Annotated in this window: 25 protein-coding genes; 17 read left to right on the top strand and 8 right to left on the bottom strand. The window is 67.3% G+C overall.

Going from position 1 to position 26,793, the window contains the following annotated elements:
* Nucleotide 1: 1 nt before the first annotated feature.
* Entirely contained in the window at nt 2-1,891 is a 1,890-nt protein-coding gene (locus tag KPL74_03080; protein ID QWT21003.1) for an ATP-binding cassette domain-containing protein, read from the bottom strand.
* 177 nt (nt 1,892-2,068) lie between these two features.
* Here KPL74_03080 and KPL74_03075 point away from each other — a divergent pair, with 177 nt between their 5' ends.
* The 6 genes from KPL74_03075 (at nt 2,069) to KPL74_03050 (ending at nt 6,570) form a co-directional block, all read left to right on the top strand.
* Entirely contained in the window at nt 2,069-2,407 is a 339-nt protein-coding gene (locus tag KPL74_03075; GenBank protein ID QWT21002.1) for a hypothetical protein, read from the top strand.
* A 66-nt stretch (nt 2,408-2,473) separates the two neighbouring features.
* Nucleotides 2,474-3,511, top strand: a complete 1,038-nt coding sequence (locus KPL74_03070; GenBank protein ID QWT21001.1) for an agmatine deiminase family protein — start codon at nt 2,474-2,476, stop codon at nt 3,509-3,511.
* 19 nt (nt 3,512-3,530) lie between these two features.
* Complete coding sequence (locus KPL74_03065) at nt 3,531-4,421, top strand: carbon-nitrogen hydrolase (GenBank protein ID QWT21000.1); 891 nt, start codon at nt 3,531-3,533, stop codon at nt 4,419-4,421.
* 119 nt (nt 4,422-4,540) lie between these two features.
* Nucleotides 4,541-5,776: a TraB/GumN family protein gene (locus KPL74_03060; protein ID QWT20999.1), complete on the top strand. Its 1,236-nt coding sequence runs from the start codon at nt 4,541-4,543 to the stop codon at nt 5,774-5,776.
* Between the two features lie 87 nt (nt 5,777-5,863).
* Nucleotides 5,864-6,202 (top strand): cytochrome c, encoded by a 339-nt coding sequence (locus KPL74_03055; GenBank protein QWT20998.1) that lies wholly within the window; start codon nt 5,864-5,866, stop codon nt 6,200-6,202.
* A 17-nt stretch (nt 6,203-6,219) separates the two neighbouring features.
* Nucleotides 6,220-6,570, top strand: coding sequence for a cytochrome c (locus KPL74_03050; GenBank protein ID QWT20997.1), 351 nt, complete (start codon nt 6,220-6,222; stop codon nt 6,568-6,570).
* A gap of 120 nt (nt 6,571-6,690) precedes the next feature.
* On the opposite strand, the gene KPL74_03045 is transcribed toward KPL74_03050, so the two are convergent.
* Complete coding sequence (locus tag KPL74_03045) at nt 6,691-7,284, bottom strand: NfuA family Fe-S biogenesis protein (GenBank protein QWT20996.1); 594 nt, start codon at nt 7,282-7,284, stop codon at nt 6,691-6,693.
* A 140-nt stretch (nt 7,285-7,424) separates the two neighbouring features.
* Here KPL74_03045 and KPL74_03040 point away from each other — a divergent pair, with 140 nt between their 5' ends.
* Both KPL74_03040 and KPL74_03035 read left to right on the top strand, forming a co-directional pair.
* Nucleotides 7,425-7,766: a 4a-hydroxytetrahydrobiopterin dehydratase gene (locus tag KPL74_03040; GenBank protein QWT20995.1), complete on the top strand. Its 342-nt coding sequence runs from the start codon at nt 7,425-7,427 to the stop codon at nt 7,764-7,766.
* A 2-nt stretch (nt 7,767-7,768) separates the two neighbouring features.
* Complete coding sequence (locus KPL74_03035; GenBank protein ID QWT20994.1) at nt 7,769-9,232, top strand: hypothetical protein; 1,464 nt, start codon at nt 7,769-7,771, stop codon at nt 9,230-9,232.
* A 43-nt stretch (nt 9,233-9,275) separates the two neighbouring features.
* Here the strand turns inward: KPL74_03035 and KPL74_03030 are convergent, their stop codons facing one another.
* Nucleotides 9,276-10,223, bottom strand: coding sequence for an RluA family pseudouridine synthase (locus KPL74_03030; GenBank protein ID QWT20993.1), 948 nt, complete (start codon nt 10,221-10,223; stop codon nt 9,276-9,278).
* Nucleotides 10,224-10,570: 347 nt separating this feature from the next.
* Between KPL74_03030 and rne the strand changes: the two genes are divergently transcribed.
* Nucleotides 10,571-13,894 (top strand): ribonuclease E, encoded by a 3,324-nt coding sequence (rne, locus tag KPL74_03025; protein ID QWT20992.1) that lies wholly within the window; start codon nt 10,571-10,573, stop codon nt 13,892-13,894.
* Between the two features lie 87 nt (nt 13,895-13,981).
* On the opposite strand, the gene KPL74_03020 is transcribed toward rne, so the two are convergent.
* Nucleotides 13,982-14,635, bottom strand: a complete 654-nt coding sequence (locus KPL74_03020; protein QWT20991.1) for a response regulator — start codon at nt 14,633-14,635, stop codon at nt 13,982-13,984.
* 220 nt (nt 14,636-14,855) lie between these two features.
* On the opposite strand from KPL74_03020, the gene KPL74_03015 reads away from it, so the two are divergent.
* On the top strand, nt 14,856-15,116 hold the full coding sequence (locus tag KPL74_03015; GenBank protein QWT20990.1) for a hypothetical protein: 261 nt from the start codon (nt 14,856-14,858) through the stop codon (nt 15,114-15,116).
* A 19-nt stretch (nt 15,117-15,135) separates the two neighbouring features.
* Here KPL74_03015 and KPL74_03010 read toward each other — a convergent pair whose 3' ends face one another.
* The 4 genes from KPL74_03010 to grxC all read right to left on the bottom strand — a co-directional run bounded on the left by KPL74_03010 (nt 15,136) and on the right by grxC (nt 17,376).
* Nucleotides 15,136-15,333 carry a hypothetical protein gene (locus tag KPL74_03010; GenBank protein QWT20989.1) on the bottom strand — a complete coding sequence of 66 codons (198 nt, stop codon included), beginning with the start codon at nt 15,331-15,333 and terminating at the stop codon, nt 15,136-15,138.
* Between the two features lie 240 nt (nt 15,334-15,573).
* The gene (locus tag KPL74_03005) at nt 15,574-16,596 is read right to left on the bottom strand and encodes an isocitrate dehydrogenase (GenBank protein ID QWT20988.1); all 1,023 of its coding nucleotides are present in this window, start codon (nt 16,594-16,596) and stop codon (nt 15,574-15,576) included.
* Nucleotides 16,597-16,708: 112 nt separating this feature from the next.
* Entirely contained in the window at nt 16,709-17,107 is a 399-nt protein-coding gene (locus KPL74_03000) for a carboxymuconolactone decarboxylase family protein (GenBank protein ID QWT20987.1), read from the bottom strand.
* Nucleotides 17,107-17,376: a glutaredoxin 3 gene (grxC, locus tag KPL74_02995; protein QWT20986.1), complete on the bottom strand. Its 270-nt coding sequence runs from the start codon at nt 17,374-17,376 to the stop codon at nt 17,107-17,109. Before grxC ends, KPL74_03000 begins: the two co-directional genes overlap by 1 nt.
* Before the next feature lie 133 nt (nt 17,377-17,509).
* Between grxC and KPL74_02990 the strand changes: the two genes are divergently transcribed.
* From KPL74_02990 to KPL74_02960, 7 genes are all read left to right on the top strand, one after another.
* Nucleotides 17,510-19,123: a M48 family metalloprotease gene (locus tag KPL74_02990; protein QWT20985.1), complete on the top strand. Its 1,614-nt coding sequence runs from the start codon at nt 17,510-17,512 to the stop codon at nt 19,121-19,123.
* 185 nt (nt 19,124-19,308) lie between these two features.
* Complete coding sequence (phoB, locus tag KPL74_02985) at nt 19,309-19,998, top strand: phosphate regulon transcriptional regulator PhoB (protein QWT20984.1); 690 nt, start codon at nt 19,309-19,311, stop codon at nt 19,996-19,998.
* Nucleotides 19,999-20,058: 60 nt separating this feature from the next.
* On the top strand, nt 20,059-21,336 hold the full coding sequence (gene phoR / locus KPL74_02980; GenBank protein QWT20983.1) for a phosphate regulon sensor histidine kinase PhoR: 1,278 nt from the start codon (nt 20,059-20,061) through the stop codon (nt 21,334-21,336).
* Nucleotides 21,337-21,415: 79 nt separating this feature from the next.
* The gene (ppk1, locus tag KPL74_02975) at nt 21,416-23,512 is read left to right on the top strand and encodes a polyphosphate kinase 1 (protein ID QWT20982.1); all 2,097 of its coding nucleotides are present in this window, start codon (nt 21,416-21,418) and stop codon (nt 23,510-23,512) included.
* On the top strand, nt 23,509-24,654 hold the full coding sequence (locus KPL74_02970; GenBank protein QWT20981.1) for a hypothetical protein: 1,146 nt from the start codon (nt 23,509-23,511) through the stop codon (nt 24,652-24,654). The genes ppk1 and KPL74_02970 overlap by 4 nt, the downstream gene beginning before the upstream one ends.
* On the top strand, nt 24,651-25,151 hold the full coding sequence (locus KPL74_02965; GenBank protein ID QWT20980.1) for a hypothetical protein: 501 nt from the start codon (nt 24,651-24,653) through the stop codon (nt 25,149-25,151). Before KPL74_02970 ends, KPL74_02965 begins: the two co-directional genes overlap by 4 nt.
* Nucleotides 25,152-25,224: 73 nt before the next feature.
* Nucleotides 25,225-26,745 (top strand): Ppx/GppA family phosphatase, encoded by a 1,521-nt coding sequence (locus tag KPL74_02960; protein QWT20979.1) that lies wholly within the window; start codon nt 25,225-25,227, stop codon nt 26,743-26,745.
* Nucleotides 26,746-26,793 lie beyond the last annotated feature (48 nt).

Here is a 26,793-nt window from a genome sequence, read left to right as displayed (position 1 = left end):
CTCAGTCCTCGATCTGTTCGAGCAGTTCCATCCACTCGAACTCGAGCGTTTCCTTTTCGCCGCGCAGTTCGGCCTGGCGCTGGCCGAGACGCTTCATCTCGGCGGTGGGACCCTCGTAAACGGCGGGATCGGCGAGCTTCGTCTCGATGCTGGTCAGCTCCTTGTCCATGCCCTCCACCAGCGCCTCGATCTTCTTCACCCGGGCGCGCAGCGGCTTTTCCTTCTCGCGATCTTCCGCGGTCTGCTTGCGCTTTTCCTTCGGCTTGTCCTTCACCGGCGCATCGGCCGGGGCGGAGGCGACGGCGGCCGTCTTGCGCGTGGTGGCACGCGTGCGCAGCCACTTGGCATAGTCGTCGAGATCGCCGTCGAACGGGCTGACGTCGCCATCGGCCACGCGCCAGAATTCGTCGCAGACCATGCCGAGCAGGTGGCGGTCATGCGAGACCAGCACCAGCGCACCGTCGAAGTCCGACAGCGCATCGGCCAGCGCCTCGCGCATGTCGAGGTCGAGATGGTTGGTCGGTTCGTCGAGCAGCAGCAGGTTGGGCTTGTCCCACGCGATCAGCGCCAGCGCCAGGCGCGCGCGCTCGCCGCCGGAGAACGCGTCGACGTGTTCGAACACGCGATCGGCCGGGAAATTCCAGGTACCGAGGTAGTCGCGCAAGACCTGCTGGCCGGCGTTCGGCGCCTTTTCCTGCAGGTGGTCGAAGGCGCTCCAGCCATCGTGCAGGCTCTCCACCGTGTGCTGCGCGAAGTAACCGATCTTCATGTCCTTATGGAACGGACGCTCGCCGCTCATCGGCTCGAGCTCGCCGACCAGCGACTTCACCATGGTCGACTTACCCGCGCCGTTGGGGCCGAGCAGGCCGATGCGGTCGCCGGCTTCCAGGCCAAAGGCGATGTCCTTGAGCACCACGCGATCGCCGTAGCCGGCATCCACGTGGTCAAGGCGCAGCATCGAGGTGGGCAGGCGCTCGGGCTTGGGGAAGCTGAAGCTGAAGGGGCGCTCGGCGCGGACCGCCTCGGTACCACTCATCTTCTCCAGGCGCTTCATCCGCGACTGCGCCTGCTTGGCCTTGCTGGCCTTGGCCTTGAAGCGGTCGATGAAGGACTGCAGGTGCGCACGCTCGGCCTGTTCGCGCACGTGCGCGATCTGCTGCTGGCGCAGGTGCTCGGCGCGCTGGCGTTCGAACTGCGAGTAGTTGCCCGTGTATAGCTTCGCGGTGCCGTCGTGCAGGTGCATCGTGTGCGTGGTGACCGCGTCGAGGAACTCACGGTCATGCGAAATGATCAGCAGCGTGCCCTGGTAGCGGCGCAGCCATTCTTCCAGCCAGAGCACGGCATCCAGGTCGAGATGGTTGGTCGGCTCATCGAGCAGCAGCAGGTCGGACGGGGCCATCAGCGCGCGGGCCAGGTTGAGGCGCACGCGCCAGCCACCCGAGAACGAGGCAACGGCCTGTTCATGGGTTTCCGGCGAGAAGCCCAGGCCGTGCAGCAGCCGGCCGGCGCGGGCGCGGCCGTCGTAGCCGTTCACTTCCTCGATGCGCAGGTGGGCCATGGCCACGGCTTCCATGTCTTCGGCGTCGTAGGCGTCCTGCTCGGCCTTGAGCGCGGCGGCGACTTCGACATCGCCACCCAGGACGTAGTCGATGGCGGCATCCGGGAGCGCCGGGGTTTCCTGCGCCACGGACGCCATGCGCACCTTCGAGGGCATGTCGAGGTCGCCCTTCTCCGGCTCGAGCTCGCCCTTGAGGGCGGCGAACAGTGTGGACTTGCCGCAGCCGTTGCGGCCGATGACGGCCAGGCTCCACCCGGTCTGGATGGTCAGGTCCATGTTATCGAGCAGGGTGCGGGTGCCCCGACGCAGGGCGAGGTTTCGAAACGAGATCATGGCGGGCCAGAAAAGGCGAAAGGCGACTGCGCATGATAGCCGCCCTACCCCACCCGCGTCGCCCGAATGCGACGCAGGGCACAGCCGTGAAGGCCGCCACGCACCGCCCATGGCGCCGGATCGGGCGATCTGTTAAAACGCTGTCCTGCGCCGCATGGGGAGCGCGACGGAGCCATCATGAACACCTTCAAGCCTGTTTTCACCGCGATCGCCCTGGCCATCGTGGCCGTTGCCGCCGCACCGTCCGCCCGCGCGGACAGCCTCCTGATGCAGCGCGTGCAGCAGGAAAAGGGCATGAACCTGCCTAAGAAAGGCATGACCATGGCCGAGGTCGAGCGCCGCTTCGGTGCGCCGTCGTCGAAGCTGGATCCCCGCGGTGGCGGCAGCGCGAAGCAGCCGACGATCAACCGCTGGACCTATCCCGGCTACATCGTTTATTTCGAGCACAGCCATGTGATCCACACGGTGCTGAACACCCCGGCGGGCAACAACACGAATCCGCAGGGCGCCCAATAACCCGCGCGGGCATTGGTCATCGGGAACCCCTACAATAGGCGGCTTCCCCGGACTGCCTTGCCCGCCATGACCCACACCGCCTCCTACCGCCTGCCCGCCGAATGGGAACCGCAGGCGGGCGTCCTGATCGCGTGGCCGCACGCGGATACCGACTGGGCCGAGCGCCTGGCCGAGGTCGAGACGACCTACGTCGCCCTGGCCGCCGCCGTCACCCGCTTCGAACCGCTGCACATCATCGTGGCCGATGCCACGCTGCGCGAGCGCGCCCGGCTGGCGATCGAAGAAGCCGGCGCGGACATGTCGCGGGTGCACTTCATCGAGCTGCCCTACGACGACACCTGGCTGCGTGACTCGGGTCCGATCACCCTGACCGGCCCCGACGGCGTGCTGTTGAACGATTACCGCTTCACCGGCTGGGGCGGCAAGTTCGGCGCCGAGCAGGACGACGCGATCATCGCCGGCCTGCTCCAGCGCGGCGTGCTGAGCGGCCTGCCGCACAAGCGCATCGACTGGGCACTGGAAGGCGGCGGTATCGAAAGCGACGGCCGCGGCACCATCCTCACCACCTGGAAGTGCCTGGTCCAGCGCCATCCGGACCTGTCGCGCGAATCGATGACCGATACGCTCGCCACCACCCTGCATGCCGACCGCGTGCTGTGGCTGGAGCACGGTTACCTTGAAGGCGACGACACCGACGCCCATATCGATACGCTCGCGCGCTTCAGCCCGGATGGCGGCATCGTCTACCAGGCCTGCGACGACGCCAGCGATCCGCATTTCGCCGAACTGGGCCAGATGGCCGCGGAGCTCGCCGAACTGCGCTCGCCGGAAGGCAAGCCATACCCGTTGCACCCGCTGCCGTGGGCCCAGCCGATCCTCGACGAAGGGCGCCGCCTCGCGGCTTCCTACGCGAATTACCTGATCGTCAACGGCGCCGTGCTGGTGCCGGCCTATGGCGACCGCGTCGACGCGGAAGCGGCCCGGATCATCGGGATGGCCCACCCGGGCCGTGAAGTGGTGCAGGTGCCGTGCCGCCCGCTGATCTGGCAGAACGGCAGCCTGCACTGCATCACCATGCAGTTGCCCGCCGACATCGCCAAGTAATCCTCCAGGACACATCGCCATGACCCGCAAGACCCTCAAGGTCGCCCTCCTCCAGGACACCGACCGCGGCAGCCGCGACGCCAACCTCGATGCGATCGAGGCAGGCATCCGCGAAGCCGCGCAGGCCGGCGTCGAGCTGGTGTTGCTGCAGGAACTGCACAACGGCCCGTACTTCTGCCAGCACGAGAGCGTGGCCGAGTTCGATCGCGCCGAGACGATCCCTGGCCCGGGCACCGAGCGCATCGGCAAGCTCGCCGAGGAACTCAGGCTGGTGATCGTGGCGTCGATCTTCGAGAAGCGCGCCACCGGCCTGTACCACAACACCGCCGTGGTCTTCGATCGCTCGGCCGTCATCGCGGGCAAGTACCGCAAGATGCACATCCCCGACGACCCGGCCTTCTACGAGAAGTTCTACTTCACGCCCGGCGACCTCGGCTTCGACCCGATCCAGACCTCGGTCGGCAAGCTCGGCGTGCTGGTCTGCTGGGACCAGTGGTATCCGGAAGCCGCGCGCCTGATGGCGCTCGCCGGCGCCGACATCCTGTTCTATCCGACCGCCATCGGCTGGGATCCCAACGACGACGACGCCGAGAAGGCCCGCCAGCGCGAAGCATGGATCACCGTGCAGCGCGGCCACGCCGTCGCCAACGGCCTGCCCCTGCTGTCCTGCAACCGCACCGGCTACGAAGCCGACCCGTCGGGCGTGGGCAGCGGCATCCAGTTCTGGGGCTCCAGCTTCGTCGCCGGCCCGCAGGGCGAATTCCTCGCCCAGGCCGGCACCGACCAGCGCGAACTGCTGATCGTCGACGTCGACATGGAACGCAGCGAACACGTACGCCGGATCTGGCCGTTCCTTAGGGATCGGCGGATTGATGCGTATGGGGATCTCGTGAAGCGCTATCGTGATTGAGTGAAGCGTAACGAGTTGAGAGTTCAGGGTACCGAGTAGGAGCGCCCACGCCCCGTGCGGTTGCTTCTATTCGATACCCGGTACTCGAAACGCTCCTCCCACCCCACCCCAAGGCCCCCATGCTCCCGGACGAGACCACCCACAACGAAGCGACCGCCCTCACCGGCCAGCCGATCACGCGCATGACACGCGACGGCGTGGACTACGTCATCCTCGGCACGGCGCACGTCTCGCGGGCGAGCGTGGATGCGGTGGATGCCTTGCTGGCGACCGAGCACTTCGATGCCGTGGCGGTGGAGTTGTGCGCGAGCCGTGCGCATGGCATCCGCGATCCGGAAGCGTTCAAGCAGATGGACCTGTTCCAGGTGATCCGCCAGGGCAAGGCCGGCATGGTGGCCGCGAGCCTCGTGCTGGGCTCGTTCCAGAAGCGGCTTGCCGCGCAGTACGGCATCGAGCCGGGCGCGGAGATGAAGGCGGCGATGGATGGCGCGGATGCACGCGACATCCCCGTGTGGCTGGTCGATCGCGAAGTGGGCACCACGCTCAAGCGTGCGTGGCGCAGCGTAGGCTTCTTCCAGCGTTTCGGCCTGATGGCCGGCATGCTCGGCAGCGTGTTCGAGCGCGAGGACATCGCCGAGGAAGACATCGAGAAGCTCAAGCAGTCCGACCTGCTCGAAAGCGCTTTCAGCGATTTTGCGAAAGGCTCGGCGCCGCTGTATCGCGCGCTGATCGCCGAGCGCGACGAATTCATGGCCGCGAAGCTGCGCGAGCACGGCGACCGCATGGACCCGTCGGCACCCAGCCGCAAGGTGCTGGTAGTGATCGGTGCCGGCCACCTCAAGGGCATGAGCGCGGAGCTGGCCAGCCAGCACGGCGATGCCCGCGCGCTGTCCGACGAGCTGGCGGTGACGCCGCCGGCGGCGAAGTGGCCGAAGTACCTGGCGGTCGGCGTCGTCCTCGCGATCTTCGCGGTGATCGGCTACGCCTTCTACCGCAACCCGAGCCTGGGCAAGGACGCGTTGCTCAACTGGGTGCTGCTGACCGGCGGTCTTTCCGCCCTGGGCGCACTCATCGCAGGCGGTCATCCGCTGAGCATCCTCGCGGCATTCATCGCCGGCCCGGTCAAGCCTTTCCGGCCGGGCATTCCCTCCGGCGCGGTCAGTGCGATGGTCGAGGCTTGGATCCGCAAGCCGCGCGTCGTCGACTTCGAACAGCTGCGCGACGACATCACCCACTGGACCGGCTGGTGGAAGAATCGCGTGGCGCGCACGCTGCTGAATTTCTTCCTGGTCTGCATCGGCACCATCGCTGGCGAGTACATCGCCGGGATCCACATCATCCGCAGCTTGCTCTGACCCCCGGTTGTCGGCCGCCGGAAGCCGCCTCTATACTCCAACGGCTGCTTTCACCCCCGGCCCCGCCCGGCACCCAGGGAATCATTGATGAAGCGTCTGTATCTGTCAGGTCTGATCGCTGTAGCCATGTGCGCCGCCACCGCGGTGCACGCCGAAGGGGATAAATCCAGGGGACGCCAGCTCGTTTACACCTGCCAGGGTTGCCACGGCGTGCCGGGCTACTCCAACGTGTACCCGTCGTACCACGTGCCGCACATCGCCGGGCAGAACGAGCAGTACATCGTCAACGCGCTGAAGGACTACCAGAAGGGCTTCAAGGCGCCCGGCTCCGGCCGCTCGCACCCGACGATGGGTGCCCAGGCCGAGAGTCTGTCGGACCAGGACATCGCCGACATCGCCGCCTACCTTTCCAGTCTCGCCAAGTAAGCCGCCGAGGACGAATGATGACCCGTGGGTTCTCCCTGATTTCCATCGCCGCCGCCCTGGCGCTCGTCTCGACTGCTTCCATGGCCTCGGGCGATCCCGCCGCGGGCGCGAAGAAAGTGGCGACGTGCGTGTCCTGCCATGGCAAGGACGGCAACTCCGTCGATCCGCAGTATCCGCGCCTCGCGGGCCAGTACGCCGACTACCTCGGCCAGGCCCTGCACGAGTACAAGAACGGCAAGCGCGACAACGCGATCATGAAGGGCTTCGCCGCCACGCTGTCCGACCAGGACATCGAAGACATCTCGGCCTACTTCCACACCATGCCGACCCGCCTCAGCGGTCTCGAAGGCCACGTCCAGGGCGACTAACCCACTCCCTGCATGACCGCGCCCGCGTGCGATCGCATGCACGCGCGCCCCGCACCCGATCGCCCATGTAGGAGCGCGCCTGCGCGCGATTGCACGCAAGCGCGCCCCGCATGTTGACCTTTAACCGGCCTTCCTCTCGAAATAAGGCTTCTCGCCCGTTTCGTGATCCGTCACATCCCGCACTTCGGTGACTTCCGGAATGCGCTCGCGCAAGGTCTTCTCCACCCCATTCTTCAAGGTGACGTCGACCATCCCGCAGCCGTGGCAGCCGCCGCCAAAGCGCAGCACGACCACACCCTCGGCGGTGACCTCGACCAGCGAGATGCGCCCGCCGTGCGACGCGATGCCCGGCGCGACCTCGGTCTCCAGCACGTACTTCACCCGCTCTACCAGGCCGGCACCCTCGCCCGGCGCTTCACCCTTGATCTTCGGCGCGCGGATGTTGAGCTGGCTGCCCGTGGGCGTCATCTCGTAGTCGATGGTGGCCGGATCGAGCCAGCGCATGCTTTCGCCGTCGACATAGAGGTTGAAGCCGGTGCACTCGATGGTCCACTCGTCGCCGGTGAGTTCGGTGGTGGAGCAGAACTCCAGTTCGCACTGGGCCGAGGGCGTGCCGGCCGCGACGACGCGCAGGCGCACGCCGAGGCTGTCTTCGCCCTGCTGGGCAATCAGGCGCTGGAAATGCGCCTGTGCGCGTTCCGAGATGTCGATCATGCTTGCTCCGGAGCCATGCCCGGCGTGGGGATCGCCGGAAAGAAGACCATTTTAGTACGGTTTCGATCTGGGCGCGTCCTCTGGACAATTCAACCGCGACCACGGAGGCTTCCGTCCTTTCCCCGGATGGACCAGCCGACATGACCCTTTCCCCGCTCGCCACCCAGCACTGCCAGCCGCGCAAGGGTGCGGAACACGCCCTCGACCGTGCCGCCATCGATGGCCACCTCGCTTCGCTGCCGGGCTGGACCGTGAGCGCCGACGGCAAGGCCATCGTGAAGGACTTCAGCTTCAAGGACTTCCACCACACCCTGGGCTTCATCAACGCCGTGGGGTTCATGGCGAACCAGGAAGACCACCACCCCGACCTGGAAGCCGGCTACGGGCACTGCCAGGTGTTGTGGTCCACCCACGACGTCGGCGGCCTGTCGCTGAACGACATGATCTGCGCCGCGCGGGTCGAGGCCCTGCTCGACCGCTGATCGTGCCTGGCCGCCCCTACCGCGCGTGGGCGCTGGCAAGCGCCTTGCTGGCACTCGCCGCCTTTTTCGTGCTGCCGCAGCTGGCGGCCACGGTGGTTCGTGGCGCGCTGGAAGCGGGCGGTGCCTCCGATCGCGCGGCCTATGCCCGCGGCGACTCGCCGTGGTCGTGGCGCTTCCGTCGCGCGGACGACGTGGTGGCGGGCAAGGCGTTCGGCCCGGCGTCGCTGAAGCCCGCCGACGGCGGCCTGGCGCTCACCGGGCATGGCGAGGTGGGCTTGCCCCTGAGCCGACAGGCCGACCTTCGCCAGTTGGACCAGCTACATGTCGACGCCGCGAGTCCCGCCGCCCGCTACGCGCTGTCGGTCCGGCCGACCCTCACGTCACCGCTTGTCCGGGCGGACCTGCCCGGCGACGTGCTGCCCCCGACCATCTCCCTGGACGAACTGGCCTGGCACGATGCGGCGGGCCACCCCGTCGCGGCACCGGGCCGGGCGGCGATGCTGCGGCTGGGCTTCGACCTGCCCGATGGCGCGACGCTGCTCCTGCGCGGTGCCGGCCTGGCCCGGACGGGCGCGACACTGCCGGTGTCCGGCGTCGCCATCCCCGGCGGACTGACCGGCGAAGCCCTGCTCCAGTGGCGCGATCGCCAGCGCAGTCGCAATCCGCTGGTGACCCTGGGCAACGCGGCGGCACCCGAAGCGGTGCCGCCCTGGCGTGGCTGGCTGGCCCCCGCGGTTTACGCCACGCTGCTGGCCGGCGGCGTCTTCCTGCGTCGGCGCACCACCAGCGCGCCGGCCGCAGTCCCAGCCGCAGTCATAGCCGCAGACTCAGCGCCAGCCCAGGCCCCGAGCCATGCCCCGAACCCGGCGACGCCCGCGACCAACCTCGCCCACGCCGCCCTTACCCTGCTGGGTCCCTTGTGGTTCATCGCCGGCCTCGGCCTGACCGCACGACCTACCGCCAGCGGGATCGCCATGTTCGCCGGCGGGGTGGCTTACGGCGTCTTCCTCACCTGGATTCGAGCCCTGCCCCACTGGCACTGGCGCGGTGGATGGCGGATGGCGGGATGGCCGCTGCTGGCGATTCCCGTCGCCCTCGCCCTCGCTGTCGTGGCGGGGCATGCGCCAGCGTGGCCCCCCGTGGGGCGTGCGCTTCTCTATGTCGGCTGGGCCCTGTTCCAGCAATGGCTGATGCTGGCCGTGGTCGGTGGCCTGTTGGCCCGCGCCCTGCCACGCCCGCTCGCGGTGCTGCTTATCGCACTGGCGTTTGCCCTACTGCACACGCCCAACGGGTTGTTGATGCAATTGTGCTTCGTCGCCGAGCTGGGCTGGGCCTGGTGGTACCTGCACCACCGCTCGCTGCTACCCGTGGCGCTGGCCCACGCAGCCTGCGCCGTCATCCTTCAGGCCTGCCTGGCCGGCGACGTCCTGCGCTCCCTAGAAGTCAGCGCCCGCTACCTAACCTGATGTAGGAGCGCGCCTGCGCGCGACCCAAAACACGAAAGCGCGCCTAACCGCGCAGATTATCCAGGAAAACCTTCAGATCATCCGGCAACGGCACCGAAAAGTCGTAATTCTTGCCGTCCAGGTCGAAGCTCATCCGCGACGCATGCAGGAACATCCGCTTCAGCCCCTTCGCGCGGAACCGCTTGTTGGCCTCCGGATCGCCGTACTTCGGGTCGCCCGCCAGCGGATGCCCGACGTACTGGGCGTGCACGCGGATCTGGTGGGTCCGGCCCGTGCCCAGGGTCGCGCGCATCAGGCGGGACGCAGGGTACTGCTCCACTTCCTGGAAGAAGGTAAGCGAGGGCTTGCCCGCGTCGTCGACCCGGACCAGGCGCTCGCCGCCCTGCATCACCGACTTCAGCAGCGGCGCATTCACGTCGAATTTGGCCTTCCGCGGGGTGCCGGTCATCAGGCAGAGGTACTGCTTGACCACCTGGTTCTCGCGGATCAGCGCCTGCAGGCCGGTCAGGCCGGAGCGGCTCCTGGCCAGGACGAGCACGCCACTGGTGTCCCGATCCAGGCGGTGGACCAGTTCCAGGTGCTCGTGGGGGCGCGCGGCGCGCAGCAGCTCGATCGCACCGTGGCTGACCCCGCTGCCGCCATGGGCGGCGATGCCCACGGGCTTGTCGATGACCAGGAAGTGCTTGTCTTCGAAGATGACCGAGTCGGCCACGGCCTTGACCATGCCCGACGGTGCGACGGTTTCCTCGCGCTCCGCGATGCGGATCGGCGGGATCCGCAGCATGTCGCCCAAGGCCAGCCGGGTGTCCGGCTTGGCGCGCTTGCCATTGATACGCACCTGCCCCGTTCTCAGGATCCGGTAGACCAGGCTGCGCGGGACGCCCTTGCACAGGGTCATCAGCGCGTTGTCCACGCGCTGGCCGTCCCTCTCGGGCCCGATTTCGACCTGGCGCACACCTTGGCCGCCGTCGAGGGAAGTTGCCGTCTGCATTGATAAAACTCGTTATTGATAGGATACTCGGCGAGCGCCAGGCTTCGCTGAGACTTAATCTCTCGCGGGGTGCCGGTTCCGTCGCGCAAGGCGAGTGTCGCGCCATTCCGTCCGAGGGGTCGGAAGGTTGCGACACCCCACATCGTAACGGTTCGGGTTGCAGTTGTCCGGTTGTCCGTAAGAAACGGGCCGGTTGCAAGGCGCTTATCACGAATCACGCCGGGACCAAATATCGGCCCCGGAAACCATGCCGCTAGAAGCCTCACCGCTGCGGCGCGATCCCCGGCAGGCCGCCATTCGGGCGCCACCGCGGCGCGCGGCCGCGCGGCAAGGCCGAGGAACCCACAATGAAGCGTATGTTGATCAACGCGACTCAGCGAGAAGAGTTGCGCGTTGCTATCGTCGACGGCCAGAACCTTTACGACCTCGACATTGAAATCCCGTCCCGGGAACAGAAAAAAGCCAATATCTATAAGGGACGCATTACCCGCGTCGAACCTTCCCTCGAAGCCTGCTTCGTTGATTACGGTGCCGAGCGCCACGGCTTCCTGCCGCTCAAGGAAGTCTCCCGCGATTACTTCAATCCGAACGCGGAAGGTAAATCCAACATCCGCGAACTGCTGAAGGAAGGCCAGGAGATCATTGTCCAGGTCGAGAAGGAAGAGCGTGGCAACAAGGGCGCCGCCCTGACCACGTTCATCAGCCTCGCCGGCCGTTACATGGTGCTGATGCCGAACAACCCGCGTGCGGGTGGTGTTTCGCGTCGCATCGAAGGCGAAGACCGCCAGGCACTCAAGGAAGCCCTCGAGCACCTCTCAGTGCCCGATGAGATGGGCCTGATCGTGCGTACCGCCGGCATGGGCCGCGACGCCGAAGAGCTGCAGTGGGACCTGGATTACCTGCTCCAGCTGTGGAAGTCGATTTCCTCCGCGGCCAATTCGCAGAAGGCGCCGTTCCTGATCTACCAGGAATCGAAGCTGTTCATCCGCGCCCTGCGCGATTACCTGCGCAACGACATCGGCGAAATCCTGGTCGACGAGGAATCCCTGTTCCAGGATGCCCGTGACTTCGTCCAGCAGGTGATGCCGAACAACCTGCGGAAGCTGAAGCTTTACCAGGACCCGACCCCGCTGTTCTCGCGCTACCAGATCGAGACGCAGATCGAGTCCATCTTCGAGCGCAATGTCCGCCTTCCCTCGGGCGGTTCCATCGTGATCGACCAGACCGAAGCCCTCACCGCCATCGACATCAACTCGTCGAAGGCGACCAAGGGCAGCGACATCGAAGAGACGGCGTTCAACACCAACCTTGAAGCGGCGACCGAAATCGCCCGCCAGCTGCGCATCCGCGACGCCGGCGGCCTGATCGTCATCGACTTCATCGACATGGACAGCCCGCGCCACCAGCGCGAGGTCGAGGAGCGCCTGAAAGACGCCCTCAAGGCCGACCGTGCCCGTGTCCAGATCGGCCGCATCAGCCGCTTCGGCCTGCTGGAGATGTCCCGCCAGCGCCTGCGCCCGAGCCTTGGCGAAGCCACCCAGAACGTCTGCCCGCGTTGCGAAGGCCACGGCCACATCCGCAGCGTCGAGTCGCTGGGCCTGAGCACACTGCGCCTGATCGAAGAGCACGCCATGAAGGAAAACACCGGGCAGGTCCTGGTGCAGGCGCCCCCGGCGGTCGCCAACTTCATGCTCAACGAGAAGCGTGCCAGCGTCGTCGAAATCGAGCTGCGCCATAGCGTCCACGTCGTGGTCGTCGCCGACGACAAGCTGGAGACGCCGCACCTTGAGATCACCCGCATCCGCGAAGCGGACATGGGCGAGCACAGCAAGCCGAGCTACGAGCGCACCACCCCGGTGGTCGCCACGGCCCTGCCGAAGATGGGCCAGATGCTGGGTAGCGGCGAACAGCCGCTGGTCACCGGTGTCGTCCCGGCCTCGCCGGCGCCGATCCGTGACGAGGAACCGGAAGCGGTTGCCGCCCCGGTCCAGCAGGCACGCCCGGCCGCCCCGGCCGCACCCACCGGCGGGTTCTTCTCGCGCCTGTTCGGCAGCCTGTTCGGTGGCGGCACGCAGCCGGCCCCGGCCGCCGCCCAGCCGGCTCCGGCCCGTCGCGAAGAGTCGCGCCCGGGTGGCCGTAGCGAGCGTAACGATCGCAACGACCGCAACGGCAACCGCCGCGACGAGCGTCGTGGCGAAGGCCGCGGCGAAGGTCGTGGCAAGGGCGAAGGCCGCCAGGGCCAGCGCAAGGACAAGGACAACGCCCAGGGACGCCAGCAGCAACCGAAGGCGCCGAAACAGGACAAGCCGCAGCGCCAGGGCGAAGAAAAGCAGCAGCGCCAGAAAGACGCCCAGCCGGCCCAGGGTGGCCGCCAGGGTGGTCGCCAGGAGCCGCAGGACAAGGCGCAGGCCGGCAATGAGAACCGCCGCCAGCAGCAGCCGCGTGGCGAACGCCAGCCACAGGGCGAGAAGGCCGAGCGCGTCGAGAAGGCCGACAAGGCCGTCGTCGCCCAGGCACCGCGCACCTCCGGTGAGAAGCCGGTCGCTGCCGCTGCCGTGCTGGCCGACGAAACCCTGCTGACCACGACGCCGGCGTCCGCCGACGACGCGTCGCTGGCCAACGGTGACGCACAGTCGCTGGCCGGTGACGACACCGCGCCGGGTGAAGGCACCCGCGAGGCCGGTGAAGGCGGCCAGCGCCGTCGTCGCGGCCGTCGTGGTGGCCGTCGCCGCCGTCGCCAGGAAGACGGTGGCCAGGTCGATGCCTCCGGCGCTGCGATCGAAGGCGATCTCGACGACGAAGAGGGTGACGAAGACATCGGTACCGGTCGCGACAGCGCCAGCGTGCCGCCGATCCTCGACACCCCGGAAGCCGCCGCGAACGCCGTGAAGCTGACGCCGCCGCGTACCGAAGCCACGATCCCCGCCGAAAGCAGCGATGAAGACGACGTCCCGTCGGCCCTCACCCTGCCCTCCCTGCCCAAGCTGCCGCCGATCCCCGGTGCCTCCGCGCATGCGGACACCCACGTGAAGCAGCACGACACCGTGAGCCCGGCCGATTCGGTCGATGTCCGCACCAGCGAACGTCGCCAGACCGAATCCGACGCACCGCTGAAGACCGCGCCGGTGGCCTCGGCTCACGCGCCGGTCCCGGCCGCTGCGCACGTCGAACCGGTGCACGCCGAGCCGGCCCACGCCGCGCCGGTGGAAGCCGCGCCGAAGGCCGTCGAGCCGCAGGACACCCTGCAGCCCGCCACCCCGGTGGCTACCGAGCAGCACGAGTCGCCGCTCGATGCGCCGGCGCGTGGCATCCTCCCGGACGCCCCGAAGGTTGTCGAAGCCCCGGCGGTTGTCGAAGCCCCGAAGGTTGTCGAAGCGCCGAAGGCCGAGGAAGCTCCGAAGGTTGTCGAAGCGCCGAAGGTTGTCGAAGCTCCGAAGGCTGCCGAAGCTCCGAAGGCTGTCGAAGCACCGAAGCCGGTTGACGCCGCGAAGGTCGACGCGCCGAAGCCGGTCGCCACCGAGCCGGTGACGCCGAAGTCGCCCGAGGCTTCCAACGTCTCGCCGGTCTCGCATACGCCGGCACCGCCGGTCGAGCAGCCGGGCTGGACGCCGCCGACCCAGGGCGACCTGCTCACCCGCCCGCGGCAGGAGCCGCACGACGGCCAGCAGTAAGCACTAAAAAAGTGGGGAGGCTTCGGCCTCCCCACTTCGTTCAGGTCACCGAATTATCGCCAGCGACGCAAGGTCGATGGCGCGCCGTCAGCTACCGACCTGATGGTTATGCGTATCGAGAAGGCCATGCACCGTCATGAGGTGGGCCAGCCCCACCACGTGGTCGACGTGCAGTTTTTCCATCAGCCGCTGCTTGTAGGTCGAGACCGTCTTCGGACTGAGGTTCAGGCGTTCGCCGATGCTCGTCAGTGGCATGCCGCGCACGAGCATCATGGACACTTCCATCTCGCGCGTGGACAACGTATCGAACGGCGAATCCGATCCATCGAGCGTGGCCAGGGCAAGCTGCTGCGCCACCGTCGGCGCGAGATAGCGACGTCCGGACGCCACGGAGCGCACTGCGCTGAGCAGTTCCTCAGCCGAGCAACCCTTGGTCAGGTAGCCCAGCGCACCGGCATCGAGCAGGCGCTTCGGAAAGCGTGCGTCGTCCACCACCGTCAGGATGACGATGTTGGTGCGAAGCTTCGCGCGGATGACGCGTTCGGTGAGTTCCACGCCACTCATGCCCGGCATGTGCACGTCGACCAGGGCGATATCCGGCGACTGTGAACGGATGAGCCGCAGGCCCTCTTCCGCCGAGCCAGCTTCTCCCCTGATCCGGATATCCGCCTGTTGCTGCAGGATCATCCGGAAGCCGGTCCTGACCAGCTCGTGGTCGTCGACCAATACAACACTAATCATTCTTTGCCCTCCCTGGGCCGACTGTACTTCTGTGCGCGACTCTGCGCACGGCCTGCGGGTGCATACAATGCCAGATGTGCAGGCGGGACAACCAGCGCAGGGCCTATGATCGGGCAGTGCCCGCGCTTCGGATAGCGGCGGGATTCGCGCTGAGCGAGGCGGCATTTCCTGCTCTTCGTGTCATCGCCTGGCGTGTAACGTTGTAGGCCAAGGAAGCATCATGGACGATCGTACGTACCTGCTCGGCAAGCTTGCCGCCCTCGAATCCGCGCTGGAAGCCGCGATCTCGACCCATCCGGAGCCGGCGGCGCTCGCCGTCGCGCTGTGCGAAGCGATGGCGAGTTACCACCCCACGCGCCGACCCTCCGATATCCAGGCGTTCGCCGAAGGGTGGATGGCGATCGTGACACCGTTGTTATCGGGCGAGATGCAGACGCCCGTCGTCCACGCGCAGCGACGCAGGAAGCCCCGCTTGCACTAGACACAGTCTGAGGCGGTTCTCATCCCGGGCCGTTCAACGCGACGCGGCTGCGCGCCTTCTTCGCCGCGTGCGCAGCGGCCGCTCGCCGCAGCAGGACGATGCCTGCGAGGATCAGGATGGCCGGGCCCCAGCGCCCGCCAGTCGCCTTGGCCAGCAGCTTGCCTGCGGCCATGGCACCGATGGTGCTGACGTGGCTGTGTGTGTTTGCGCTGGCCATGACCCCTCTCCCCGGTTGGCGACATGCCGACAGCGTCGCCGCGTGTCCATTGGGATGGTGTGAAGTTGGTGGGGTGGTGGTCTTCGCGGGGGGCGTTTTGGGTGGGATGGGGGATGGGAGGCGGGGGATGGAAAAGGGAAACGGGAAACAAAAAACCCGCCGGGTGGACGAGGTTGGGCCTCGTGCACTGCGGCGGGTTGTTTCGCGCACGGGTGCGCTCCTACAGGGTGTTACTGGCTATCAGGCGGTGGCTTTGATCCGCTCGACGATGGCGTCGCCGAAGGTGTCGGTGGTGCCGGTGCCGCCGACGTCCGGCGTGGTGCGGTCGCGGGCGTTCATCGTGTCGCTGATGGCGGCGCGCAGGCGGGTCGCCTTGGTCACCATGTCGAGGTGGTCGAGCATGTCGGCCGCGGCCAGCAGCAGCGCGCACGGGTTGGCCTTCTTCTGGCCTGCGATGTCCGGTGCCGAGCCGTGCACGGCTTCGAAGATCGCCGCGTCCTTGCCGATGTTCGCACCCGGGGCAAGGCCCAGGCCGCCGACGAGGCCGGCGCAGAGGTCGGAGAGGATGTCGCCGAACAGGTTCGTCGTCACGATCACATCGAACTGGTACGGATTCATCACCAGCTGCATGCAGGCGTTGTCGACGATCATTTCCTGGAACTCGAGGTCCGGGAAATCCTTCGCCACTTCGCGCGCCACGTCGAGGAACAGGCCCGACGAAGTCTTCATGATGTTGGCCTTGTGCACGGCCGTGACCTTCTTGCGACCCTTCTGGCGGGCCATTTCGAAGCCGTAGCGGCAGATCCGCTCCATGCCCGGGCGGGTGTTGCGGATAACCGAAACGGCCACCTCGTCGGCACCGGTGCCTTCGCGCGTCTGGCCTTCGGCCATGTACGCACCCATGGTGTTTTCACGCACCGTGATGATGTCGATGTTGTCGTAGCGCGCCTTGGTGCCCGGGAAGCTGATCGCCGGACGCACGTTGGCGTACAGGTCGAACTTGCGGCGCAGGGTGACGTTGATCGAGGTGAAGCCACCGCCGATCGGGGTGGTGAGCGGGCCCTTGAGCGCCACGGTGTGCTTCGCGATCGCGTCGATCGTCGCCTGCGGCAGCAGGTCACCGTGCTTCTCGAGGGCTACCATGCCCGCGTCCACGTAATCGTAGGTCAGGCCACAATCGAGGGCATCGAGGACGCGGATGGTCGCGTCCATGATCTCGGGACCGATACCGTCGCCGGGGATCACGGCAATGGTTTTGCTCATGGGGAATACTCCTGGAGGAAGCGGGGCGTGGCACGCACGCGAACGGCGTGCCGGGGAAGAAAAATCGCCCAATTATCGGCGATTTTGCCCACATCCATCAAGGATCGGCCGCTCAGCCGCCCGCGTGGTCTCCACACGCCGCGGCGTCGGCCGTTTCGCCCTCGCCTTCCAGCGTGTCGAGGAAATCCACCGCCCGGCGCAGGTGCGGGATCACGATCGATCCGCCGACCACCAGCCCGACGCTGAACACCTCGAAGAACTCGTCCCGGTTGACGCCCGCTTCCTTGCACTGGGCCACGTGATAGCTGATGCAATCGTCGCAGCGCAGCACCATCGACGCGACCAGGCCCAGCATCTCCTTGGTTTTGACGTCGAGCGCACCCTCGCGATAGGTCTGCGTATCCAGGGCGAAGAAACGGCGCACGACCTGGTTGTCTTCCGACAGGATGCGCTCGTTCATCCGCTTGCGGAACGCGGTGAACTCTTCCACGCGGGTGGTATCGCCAGCCATCAGTGCGCCGCCTCGAGGATTTCGGCCAGGCGACCGCTGCGGTCGGCCGCGGCGAGGTCGTCGAAACCGCCCACGTGCGTGCCGTTGATGAAGATCTGCGGCACCGTGCGACGGCCACCGCTCTTCTCCAGCATGATGTCGCGCTGGACCGGATCCATGTCGATGCGCACCTCGTTCCAGCCCAGGCCCTTGGCCTTGAGCAGGTTCTTGGCGGCGACGCAGTACGGGCAGACGGCGGTCGAATAAATGGTGATATCGGGGGTGTTCATGGAACAGGTGTCTCCAGACTCCGGATAACCGCAAGATGGCGGCCACCCCCACATTCTACAACCCCGCGAACCCGGCGCCCCCGGCCGTGGTCCAAGCCCTTCACAAGCCCCTGGTGGTATCGTCGCCGTACCTATGCGCCTGCCCTTTCCCCGCCTGCTGCTCCTCGCCTCCACGGCCGCCGCCACCTTCGCGATCGGCGCCCAGGACGCCGTCCGCCTGCCCGACCTGGGCAGCTCGGCCAACGCCCTGATCAGCCCGCGCGAGGCCGACGACTACGGGGCGCAGATGCTCCGCCAGATGCACGCGCTGGACCTGACCCTGGACGATGCCCTGCTCGACCAGTACATCAACGACCTGGGCTTTCGCCTGGTGGCCGCCAGCGACCGCCCGAAAGACCACTTCCAGTTCTTCATCGTGCGCGACACGCAGATCAACGCGTTCGCCGCGCCGGGCGGCTACATCGGCGTCAACGCCGGCCTGATCAACATCACCCAGACCGAGAGCGAACTGGCCGGCGTCATCGCCCACGAAATCGGCCATATCACCCAGAACCACCTCTACCGCGCCTTCGAGGCCTCGAAGAAGGACGCGCCGCTGCTGGCCCTCGTGCTGCTCGGCGCGATCGCGGCGGGCGGCGCCGGTGGCGACGCCGCGGCCGGCGTCCTCGTCGGCGGCCAGAGCCTGCTGATGCAGCGGCAGATCAACTTCACCCGCAAGGACGAAATCGAGGCCGACCGCGTCGGCATCCAGACCCTGTCGCGGGCCGGCTACGATCCCGAGGCCATGGCCGATTTCTTCGGCCGCATGCAGGACACCCTGCGCGTGGGCGAAGGCGAAGATGCCTTGCCCGCTCTGTTGCAGACCCATCCGGTGACCCTCGACCGCATCAGCGATGCGCGTGCCCGCGCCCACGGCCTCGAAGCCCAGGCGAAAAACCGGCCGAAGCTGCCGACGCTGGACAAGGCCGCGTGGGAGAAGAGCACGGCGCCCGTGCTTTACGTCAAGGACCCCACCTCGCTCGTTACCGTCGGCAGCAACCCGCCAAAAGACAGCGCCAGCGATACCTACGCGCTGATGCGTGAGCGCGTGCGCGTGCTCTCCGGCGACGCGGCGAAGCTGGCCACGTACTACGCCACGAACCTCAAACGAAAGGATTTCGACACGGCGGCCAACCACTACGGTTACGCCGTGGCGCTGATCCGCACGAACAAGGGCAGCCAGGCCGTGGAACAGTTGCAAGGCCTGCTCGACAGCCAGCCCGGCAGCGTCGTCCTCCGCCTCGCCATGGCCGACGCCTACGTGGACGCCGGCCGCTCGGGCGACGCCATGGCCATCTATAAGGCGCTGCACGCGAACTCGCCGCGCAACGTCGCGGTGACGCTCGGCTACGCCAAAGCCCTCGCAGGCACCGGCAACATCGACAACGCCCGCCAGGCCGCCAGCCTGCTCCGGCCCATGCTCGACAACAGCGACGACCCCGAAATCTTCCGCACGTACGCCCAGGCCAGCGAACGCGCCGGCGACGGCGTCCGCTCCGCCGAGGCCTACGCCGACAGCGCCTACCTCGCAGGCCGCCCGTTCGACGCCATGGAACAGCTGCGCCGCCTGCTAAAGCGCGACGACCTCGACTATTACCAACGTTCGCGCATCCAGGCCCGGATTGCCGATTTGACGCCTTTGTTGCTGGAATTGCGCAAGCGCCGCGTGGCCACGGACGACAATCCGGACGGAAGAACCCAAAGATAAGAGCGTTTCGGGTACCGAGTTGAGCGTTTCGGGTTGAGAGCGGGCCGGTCGCGCTGCTCCTCCCTCGACACTCTCAACTCTCAACTCTCAACTCTCAACCCGATACGCTCCTCCCGCCCCTGTCATTGCCCTGTAACACTACAAGGCTGCAATATGACGGTCTCAGCCAACGGCGGTCCCCCAGCGTGCATAAGCGCATCCTTATCGTGGAAGACGAGGCATCGATTCGTGACATGGTCGCGTTCGCGCTTCGCAAGGCAGGCATGGATGCGGCTCACGCCGCGGATGCCCGCGCCGCACAGATGGCGATCTCCGAACGCGTGCCCGACCTGATCCTGCTGGACTGGATGCTGCCGGGCACCAGCGGCCTGGAACTGGCCCGGCGCCTGCGGCGCGAGGAACTGTCCCGCGAGATCCCGATCATCATGCTCACCGCCCGCGGTGAGGAGATGGACCGCGTGAACGGCCTGGAGGCCGGCGTGGACGACTACGTGATCAAGCCCTTCTCCACCCGCGAACTCATCGCCCGGATCAAGGCGGTGCTGCGCCGCAGCCAGGGCGACGACGGTTCGGGCATCGTGGAACTGGGCGGCCTGCGCATCGACGGCCCGGCCCACCGCGTGTTCGCGGGCGAGGACGCCGTGCCGATCGGCCCGACCGAATACCGCCTCCTGTTCTTCTTCATGACCCACCCGGAGCGCGTCTATTCCCGCGCCCAGCTGCTCGACCACGTGTGGGGCGGCAGTGTGTACGTGGAAGAGCGCACTGTGGACGTGCATATCCGCCGCCTGCGCAAGACGCTGGAACCGTGGAAGCTCGACGATATGGTGCAGACCGTACGCGGCGCGGGCTATCGCTTCTCCGCAAGTACCTAGGCTAACGCGGGGTTGCCGCGTTAAGGTGCAAGCCACCAGACCACGCCGGCCACCCTCGTCATGCCCACCCGTTTCCTCACCTCCTGGCGACTGCCCGCCACCTGCGCTGCCCTGCTTGTCGCGGGTGGCGTGGTGGGTGCGCTCGTGGGCGCGGCGACCGCTGGCGTGCTGCTCGTCGCGCTGCTGGAAATCGTCGTGTTCCTGTCGTTGTTCCGTCACAAGTCGGGGCCAATGTTGCAACCGCCTGTGTCGACCCGCCCTGAACATGACCGTCTCATGACTCGCACCCGCCGTATTGCCTCCCGCCTTCGCGACCTGCGCAGCGCGGCGGGTTCCCTTCCCGATGGCGTGGTCCTGCTGGACCACGCGCAGCACATCCGCTGGTTCAACCACGCGGCGGAAGAATTGCTTGGCCTGAAGCGCCAGCGCGACCGCGGCCGCTTCCTTGCCGACGTGCTGCGCAACAGCGAGCTGTCGGAATGGCTCGACGACGGCGCGCGCGAACCGCTTACCGACGCGGCGGCCCCGGGCCACCCGAATCGCCACGTCACGGCCACCCTGCTTCCGTTTGGCAGCCGCCAGCGCGTCCTGCTTGCCCGCGACACCAGCCACCTGACCCGGCTCGAGCAGATCCGCCGCGACTTCGTCGCCAACGTGTCGCACGAACTGCGCACGCCGCTCACGGTGATCCACGGCTACCTCGAACTGCTGGACCCGGAAGACGTGCCCGAACTGGCGCCCGTGCTCGACGAGATGCGCGCGCAGTCCAAGCGCATGGGCCAGATCGTCGAAGACCTGCTGACCCTGTCGCGCCTGGAAACCCAGGACCATGTCGCCGAAGAACACGTGCAGATGGCGCCGATGCTGGCCAGCCTGCGCAAGGAAGCCGAGGCGCTCAGCCAGGGTCGCCACGTGGTGAGCCTGGACGTCGCGACCGGCTACGACCTGCTGGGTTCGCCGAAGGACCTGCACAGCGCGTTTTCCAACCTCGTCAGCAACGCCGTGCGCTACACGCCCACGGGCGGCAAGATCGCCATTCGCTGGGCCGAGGAAGAAGGCGGTGCCCGCTTCTCGGTGCAGGATTCCGGCTTCGGCATCCCGGCTGCGCACATCGCGCGACTGACCGAACGTTTCTACCGCGTCTCGTCGAGCCGTTCGCGGGATTCCGGCGGCACCGGCCTTGGCCTGTCCATCGTCAAGCACGTGCTCAACCTGCACCAGGCTCGCCTGACGATCGACAGCGAGCCGGGCAAGGGCTCCACGTTCGCCTGCGTTTTCGGCAGCGACCGCCTGCTCGACGGCGCCCGCCTGCACGACGTGGCCGGGGCGCCGGCCTGAACGCATGGCTTCCCGCCGCCCACCGGTTGCTGCGTTGCCTCTTTCCGCGGCAGCCAGCGATGGTCCACCATCGGCGGCTATGAAACGAATCGTCGAATCCAGGCGCGAGCAGGTCGATCTCGGCGCGCCCGAGCTGTATATCAACCGCGAGCTGGCCGCGCTGGAATTCAACTTCCGCGTGCTGGCCCAGGCGAACGATCCCGACGTTCCCGTGCTGGAACGCCTGCGCTACCTGACCATCGTCAGCAACAACCTCGACGAATTCTTCGAGGTGCGCGTCGCCGTGCTCAAGCACAAGCACGCCCTGGGCGCGGCACGGCCTGGCGCCGACGGCCTCGGCTCCGGCGAGATCCTGGGCCGCATCCGCGAGCGCGCGCTCGAGCTGGTCGGCGAGATCTTCCGGATCTGGCGCGACGAACTGGGCCCGGCACTGAACGACGCCGGCATCCGCTTCCTCAAGCGCGACGACTGGTCGGAAAAACAGCGCCGCTGGCTGCAGGGTTATTTCCAGAACGAGGTCATGCCGGTGCTGTCGCCGCTGGGCCTGGACCCGGCCCATCCGTTCCCGCGCATCCTCAACAAGACGCTCAACCTCGCCGTCGTCCTCAACGGCCGTGATGCGTTCGGTCGCGAGGGCCACATGGCGCTCGTACGTGCGCCGCGCTCGCTGCCGCGGATCATCCGCCTTCCCGCCGAAGTGTCCGGTGGCGATGGCGATTTCGTCTTCCTGGCCGAAGTGCTGCAAAGCTTCGCCGATGAAATTTTCCCGGGCTTCCAGGTCTGCGCCGCGTACCAGTTCCGGGTGACCCGCAACAGCGAACTGGTGGTCGAGGAAGCCGAGGTCGAAAACCTTGCTCGCGCCCTGAGCGAAGAGCTCGCCGGCCGCGGTTACGCCCGCCCGGTGCGCCTCGAAGTCGGTGCCGACTGCCCCCGCGCGATCACCGACATGCTCAAGGCGAACTTCCAGCTGGAAGATGCCGACATCTACCGTTGCGATGGCCCGGTCAACATCATCCGCGCTGGCGTGATCTACGACCAGCTCGACCGGCCGGAACTGAAATTCCCGCATTTCACCCCGCGCCTGACCCCTGCGTTCGCCAAGGGCGTGAACGAGTTCGACGTGCTTGGCGAGCGCGACGTGCTCCTGCACCATCCCTACGAATCGTTCGCGTCGGTGGTCGAACTGCTGCGCCGGGCATCGCAGGACCCTGGCGTGCTGGCGATCAAGCAGACCCTCTACCGCGCGGGCAAGGATTCGCCGCTGGTCGACCTGCTGGTCGACGCGGCGCGCAACGGCAAGGACGTCACCGTGGTGATCGAGCTGCGCGCGCGCTTCGACGAAGAAGCAAACATCGGCCTGGCCAATCGCCTGCAGGAAGCCGGCGTGCAGGTCGTCTACGGCGTGGTCGGCTACAAGACCCACGCGAAGATGCTGCTGATCGTGCGCCGCGAAAGCAGCGGCCTGCGCCGCTATGTGCACCTGTCCACGGGCAACTACCACCAGGGCAACAGCCGCGGCTATACCGACATCGGCCTGATGACCTCCAACCCGGAAATCGGCGAAGACATCCACAAGGTGTTCCAGCAGCTGTCGGGCCTGGGCCCGATGATCCAGCTCAAGCGCCTGCTGCATTCGCCGTTCACGCTCTACAGCAGCGTGATGGGCAAGATCGAACGCGAGATCGAACACGCGAAGAACGGCCGCCCCGCCCGCATCGTCGCCAAGCTCAATGCGCTGAACGAAGCGCACGTGGTGGAAGCGCTTTACCGCGCCTCGATCGCCGGCGTGCAGATCGACCTCATCATCCGCGGCGCATGCACCTTGCGCCCGGGCATCAAGGGCGTGTCGGAGAACATCCGCGTGCGCTCGATCATCGGTCGCTTCCTCGAGCACAGCCGCGTCTACTGGTTCGGCAACGACGGTGAGCCGGAGCTCTACTGTGCCAGCGCCGACTGGATGGAGCGCAACCTGATGCGTCGCATCGAAGTGGGCGTGCCCATCCTCGAACCCGCGCTGTTCCAGCGCGTCTATGACGAAACCCTGGATAACTACCTGCGCGACAACACCCAGGCGTGGATGCTTGGCGCCGACGGCCGCTACACCCGCCGCCATCCCGCAAAGGGCGAACTGCCGCATTCCGCGCAGCAGGCCCTCCTGGCAAGTTACTGCGGGTGAAGCGGCGCATCCTGCTCCTGTCGGTGTCCGCCGGTGCGGGCCATGTGCGTGCCGCGGACGCGCTGGAGGCCACCGTCACGTCGCTCGCCGCCGCCGGTGGCGAGGTCGAGGCGAAGCACCTCGATGTCATGGACTTCGTGCCCTCGAGCTTCCGGCGCATCTACGCCGACTTCTACCTGAGCCTGATCACGCGCTACCCGCGCCTGTGGGGCATGCTCTATCGCATCACCGGCGATGCCCGCCCCGACGCGGTGACCCAGCGCATGCGCCGGACGATCGAGCGGCTGAACACGCGTCGCCTGCGCGCGGCCATCACGGCGTTCGCGCCCGACGCGATCGTCTGCACGCACTTCCTGCCCGCCGAGATGCTGATGCGGCAGATCCGCAAGGGTCGGGTCACGGCACCGGTGTATCTCCAGGTCACCGATTTCGACCTGCACCGCATGTGGGTGATCCCGGAGATGGCAGGCTATTTCGCCGCCAGTCCGGAGATCGCCCATCGCATGCACGCGGTAGGCCTTGCGCCGGCCCGGGTCCACGTCACCGGCATCCCGGTGATGCCGGCCTTCGCCGAGCCACATGATCGCGAGGCGCTGGCGCGGGGGTTCGGGATGGACCCATCGCGTCCCGCTTACCTCGTGATGGGTGGCGGCGCGGGCGTCGGCGCGCTGGACGAACTGGCCGACACGCTGCTCTCCGCTGGCGGCGATTTCCAGCTGGTGGTGCTCGCCGGGCGCAATGCCGAGATGCTCGAGCGCCTGCGCGCGCTCGCCGCCGGCAAGCACGCGGGCCGGCTGTTCCCGCAGGGTTACACGAAAAATGTCGAGCGGCTGATGGCGTGCTGCGACCTCGCGATCACCAAGCCCGGTGGCCTGACCACGTCCGAATGCCTTGCGATGGGTTTGCCGATGATCGTCAACGCACCGATCCCCGGCCAGGAAGAACGCAACGCGGATTACCTGCTCGAACAGGGCGCGGCGTGGAAGGCGATCGACGCCGTGGCGCTGGCCTGGCGGGTCGGCGCGCTACGCGACGATCCCGCGCACCTGGCCAGCATGGCCGCGAACGCACGGGCGATCGGCCGGCCACATGCCGCGCGCGACGTCATCGACATCGTGCTCGCACAACTGGGCCATCGATGAGCCATTCACCCGGTCGACGCGTCGCCTCGGTGCTGGCGACGTTCTGCTTCACCTTCCTGATGGCGTTCTTCTTCGCCCATGTCGAGGTGGAGATCGAAGGGTCGCACGGCTGGGCGACCAGCCTGCCGACCTGGCGCGTCGAGAACCACTGGCTGCTCGACCTGCTCTGGGGCGGCCGTCCGATGACGGGTTACCACGCCTGGGTGTTCCCCTTCATCGCGCTGTGCTTCCATTTCCCCATGGTATTCCGCGGGTTCTGGAGCTGGCGTGCACAGGTGCGGATCATCGCCTGCATCATGCTGTTCTGGGTCGCCGAAGACGGGCTGTGGTTCGTATTGAACCCCGCCTTCGGGCTGGCCCGCTTCAACCCCGAAAACGTGCCGTGGCACAGGCACTGGTGGGGACCGGCCCCCACCGATTACTGGGTATTCGGCTTCCTCTGCATCCTCCTTTTCGCGCTATCCGCGATGCCCAAATCGCGCGTAAGGAAAGCGTGACGGCGGCAACGTCCGCGACATACCGGTCCCACCCGTGCCAGAATTCCCCGATACGCCGCTGCGGACATCTCCCTTGGCCTCATCAGCAAAATCGCAGATCAACGATGGCGAATTCCTCGCCGCCGTCGACCTCGGCTCCAACAGCTTCCACATGGTGGTGGCGCGTTACGAGCACGGCGAACCCCGCGTGGTCGACCGTCTCCGTGATTCCGTGCGCATGGCCGTGGGCCTGCGCCCGGACGGCACGCTCGACACCGCGCATCGTGCCGCCGCCCTCGCCAGCCTCGCTCGCTTCGGCCAGCGCATCGCCGGCATCCCGGCGCTGCACGTGCGCGCCGTGGCGACCAATACCGTGCGCCGGCTCGCGTCACCGCACGCCTTCCTGTCGGCCGCGGAGGCCGCGCTCGGCCATCCCGTGGAAATCGTGTCGGGTCGTGAAGAAGGCCGCCTGATCTTCCTGGGCGCCGCACATGACCTGCCGGCGTCGCGCGACCACCGGCTGGTGATCGACATCGGCGGCGGCAGCACGGAATTCATCATTGGCCGCGGTACCTCGCCGCTGCTGACCGAAAGCGTGCAGGTGGGCTGCATCGCCTCCACGCTGCGCTTCTTCCCGGGCGGCAAGATCACCCGCAAGCGCTGGCAGAAGGCGCGTCGCGAAATCGGCGTGCTACTGCAACAGTTCTCCGAGGATTACCGCGAGGCCGGCTGGGCCGATGCGTACGGCTCGTCAGGTACGGCCAAGGCGATCGGTTCGGTGGTCCGCGCGATGAAGCTGTCCGACGACGGCGTGACGCCCGATGCGCTGGCGGCGGTGCGCGAAGCCCTGATCGAACAGGGCGCCGCCGGTGCGCCGCTGAAACTGCCGGGCCTTGCCGAAGACCGCGCCGAAGTGTTCGCCGGTGGCGTGGCGATCTTCGAGGCCGCGTTCGAAGCCCTCGGCATCGAACGCCTGCGCATATCCGAAAGCTCGATGCGCGAAGGCCTGTTGTGGGACCTGCTCGGCCGTTCTGCCGGCACGGACCCGCGCATGGCCAGCGTCGACTCGCTCGCCAACCGCTATGGCGTCGATCGTGCCCAGGCCCGTCGCGTCGAAACCACCGCGCTGTCGCTCTTCGACCAGCTGGCCAAGGTGTGGAAGCTCGACGACGATGCGCGTGAATGGCTCTCCTGGGCTTGCCGGGTGCATGAGCTGGGCCTGGCCATCGCGCACAGCCAGCACCAGCGCCACGGGGCCTACATCCTGCGCCATGCCGATATGGCGGGCTTCTCCCGGCAGGAACAGCAGCTGCTCGCGGCCATCGTCGAATCGCACCGCCGCAAGCCCGAGAAACCGGTCATCAGCGCGCTGCCGGTGCGCTACCGCCCGCTGGCCCGGCACATCACCACCCTGCTCCGCCTCGCCGTGCTGTTCCGTCGCGCACGCCGTGCCGAATCGCTGCCGCGCATCCGCGTCGCCGCGACGCGCCAGCGCCTGCGGCTGACCGTGCCGGCCGACTGGCTCGACCAGCATCCGCTGACCGAGGCCGACCTTGAGCAAGAGCGTGAACCGCTGGCCGAACTCGGCCTCGAGCTCGAGATCGTTACGGAATGAAGGCGATCCCCGCCGCCAAGGGGGGTATCATGGTGGGGTTGTCCGCCG

The organism is Bacillus sp. NP157, from assembly GCA_018889975.1.
Lineage (GTDB): Bacteria > Pseudomonadota > Gammaproteobacteria > Xanthomonadales > Rhodanobacteraceae > Luteibacter.
Note: the sequence above shows the minus strand (reverse complement) of the source record. Positions and strands in the feature narration are given on the sequence as shown.

Bases quoted from the DNA above. Each gene is read 5' to 3' on its own strand.
- rne (QWT20992.1), top strand. From the start codon at position 10,571: ATGAAGCGTATGTTGATCAACGCGACTCAGCGAGAAGAGTTGCGCGTT.
- ppk1 (QWT20982.1), top strand. From the start codon at position 21,416: ATGAAACGAATCGTCGAATCCAGGCGCGAGCAGGTCGATCTCGGCGCG.
- KPL74_03015 (QWT20990.1), top strand. From the start codon at position 14,856: ATGGACGATCGTACGTACCTGCTCGGCAAGCTTGCCGCCCTCGAATCC.
- KPL74_02965 (QWT20980.1), top strand. From the start codon at position 24,651: ATGAGCCATTCACCCGGTCGACGCGTCGCCTCGGTGCTGGCGACGTTC.
- KPL74_03010 (QWT20989.1), bottom strand. From the start codon at position 15,333: ATGGCCAGCGCAAACACACACAGCCACGTCAGCACCATCGGTGCCATG.
- KPL74_03075 (QWT21002.1), top strand. From the start codon at position 2,069: ATGAACACCTTCAAGCCTGTTTTCACCGCGATCGCCCTGGCCATCGTG.
- KPL74_03060 (QWT20999.1), top strand. From the start codon at position 4,541: ATGCTCCCGGACGAGACCACCCACAACGAAGCGACCGCCCTCACCGGC.
- KPL74_03050 (QWT20997.1), top strand. From the start codon at position 6,220: ATGACCCGTGGGTTCTCCCTGATTTCCATCGCCGCCGCCCTGGCGCTC.
- KPL74_03070 (QWT21001.1), top strand. From the start codon at position 2,474: ATGACCCACACCGCCTCCTACCGCCTGCCCGCCGAATGGGAACCGCAG.
- KPL74_02990 (QWT20985.1), top strand. From the start codon at position 17,510: ATGCGCCTGCCCTTTCCCCGCCTGCTGCTCCTCGCCTCCACGGCCGCC.
- KPL74_03065 (QWT21000.1), top strand. From the start codon at position 3,531: ATGACCCGCAAGACCCTCAAGGTCGCCCTCCTCCAGGACACCGACCGC.
- KPL74_03080 (QWT21003.1), bottom strand. From the start codon at position 1,891: ATGATCTCGTTTCGAAACCTCGCCCTGCGTCGGGGCACCCGCACCCTG.
- KPL74_03000 (QWT20987.1), bottom strand. From the start codon at position 17,107: ATGGCTGGCGATACCACCCGCGTGGAAGAGTTCACCGCGTTCCGCAAG.
- KPL74_03005 (QWT20988.1), bottom strand. From the start codon at position 16,596: ATGAGCAAAACCATTGCCGTGATCCCCGGCGACGGTATCGGTCCCGAG.
- KPL74_03040 (QWT20995.1), top strand. From the start codon at position 7,425: ATGACCCTTTCCCCGCTCGCCACCCAGCACTGCCAGCCGCGCAAGGGT.
- KPL74_03055 (QWT20998.1), top strand. From the start codon at position 5,864: ATGAAGCGTCTGTATCTGTCAGGTCTGATCGCTGTAGCCATGTGCGCC.
- phoR (QWT20983.1), top strand. From the start codon at position 20,059: ATGCCCACCCGTTTCCTCACCTCCTGGCGACTGCCCGCCACCTGCGCT.
- KPL74_03045 (QWT20996.1), bottom strand. From the start codon at position 7,284: ATGATCGACATCTCGGAACGCGCACAGGCGCATTTCCAGCGCCTGATT.
- grxC (QWT20986.1), bottom strand. From the start codon at position 17,376: ATGAACACCCCCGATATCACCATTTATTCGACCGCCGTCTGCCCGTAC.
- KPL74_03030 (QWT20993.1), bottom strand. From the start codon at position 10,223: ATGCAGACGGCAACTTCCCTCGACGGCGGCCAAGGTGTGCGCCAGGTC.
- KPL74_03020 (QWT20991.1), bottom strand. From the start codon at position 14,635: ATGATTAGTGTTGTATTGGTCGACGACCACGAGCTGGTCAGGACCGGC.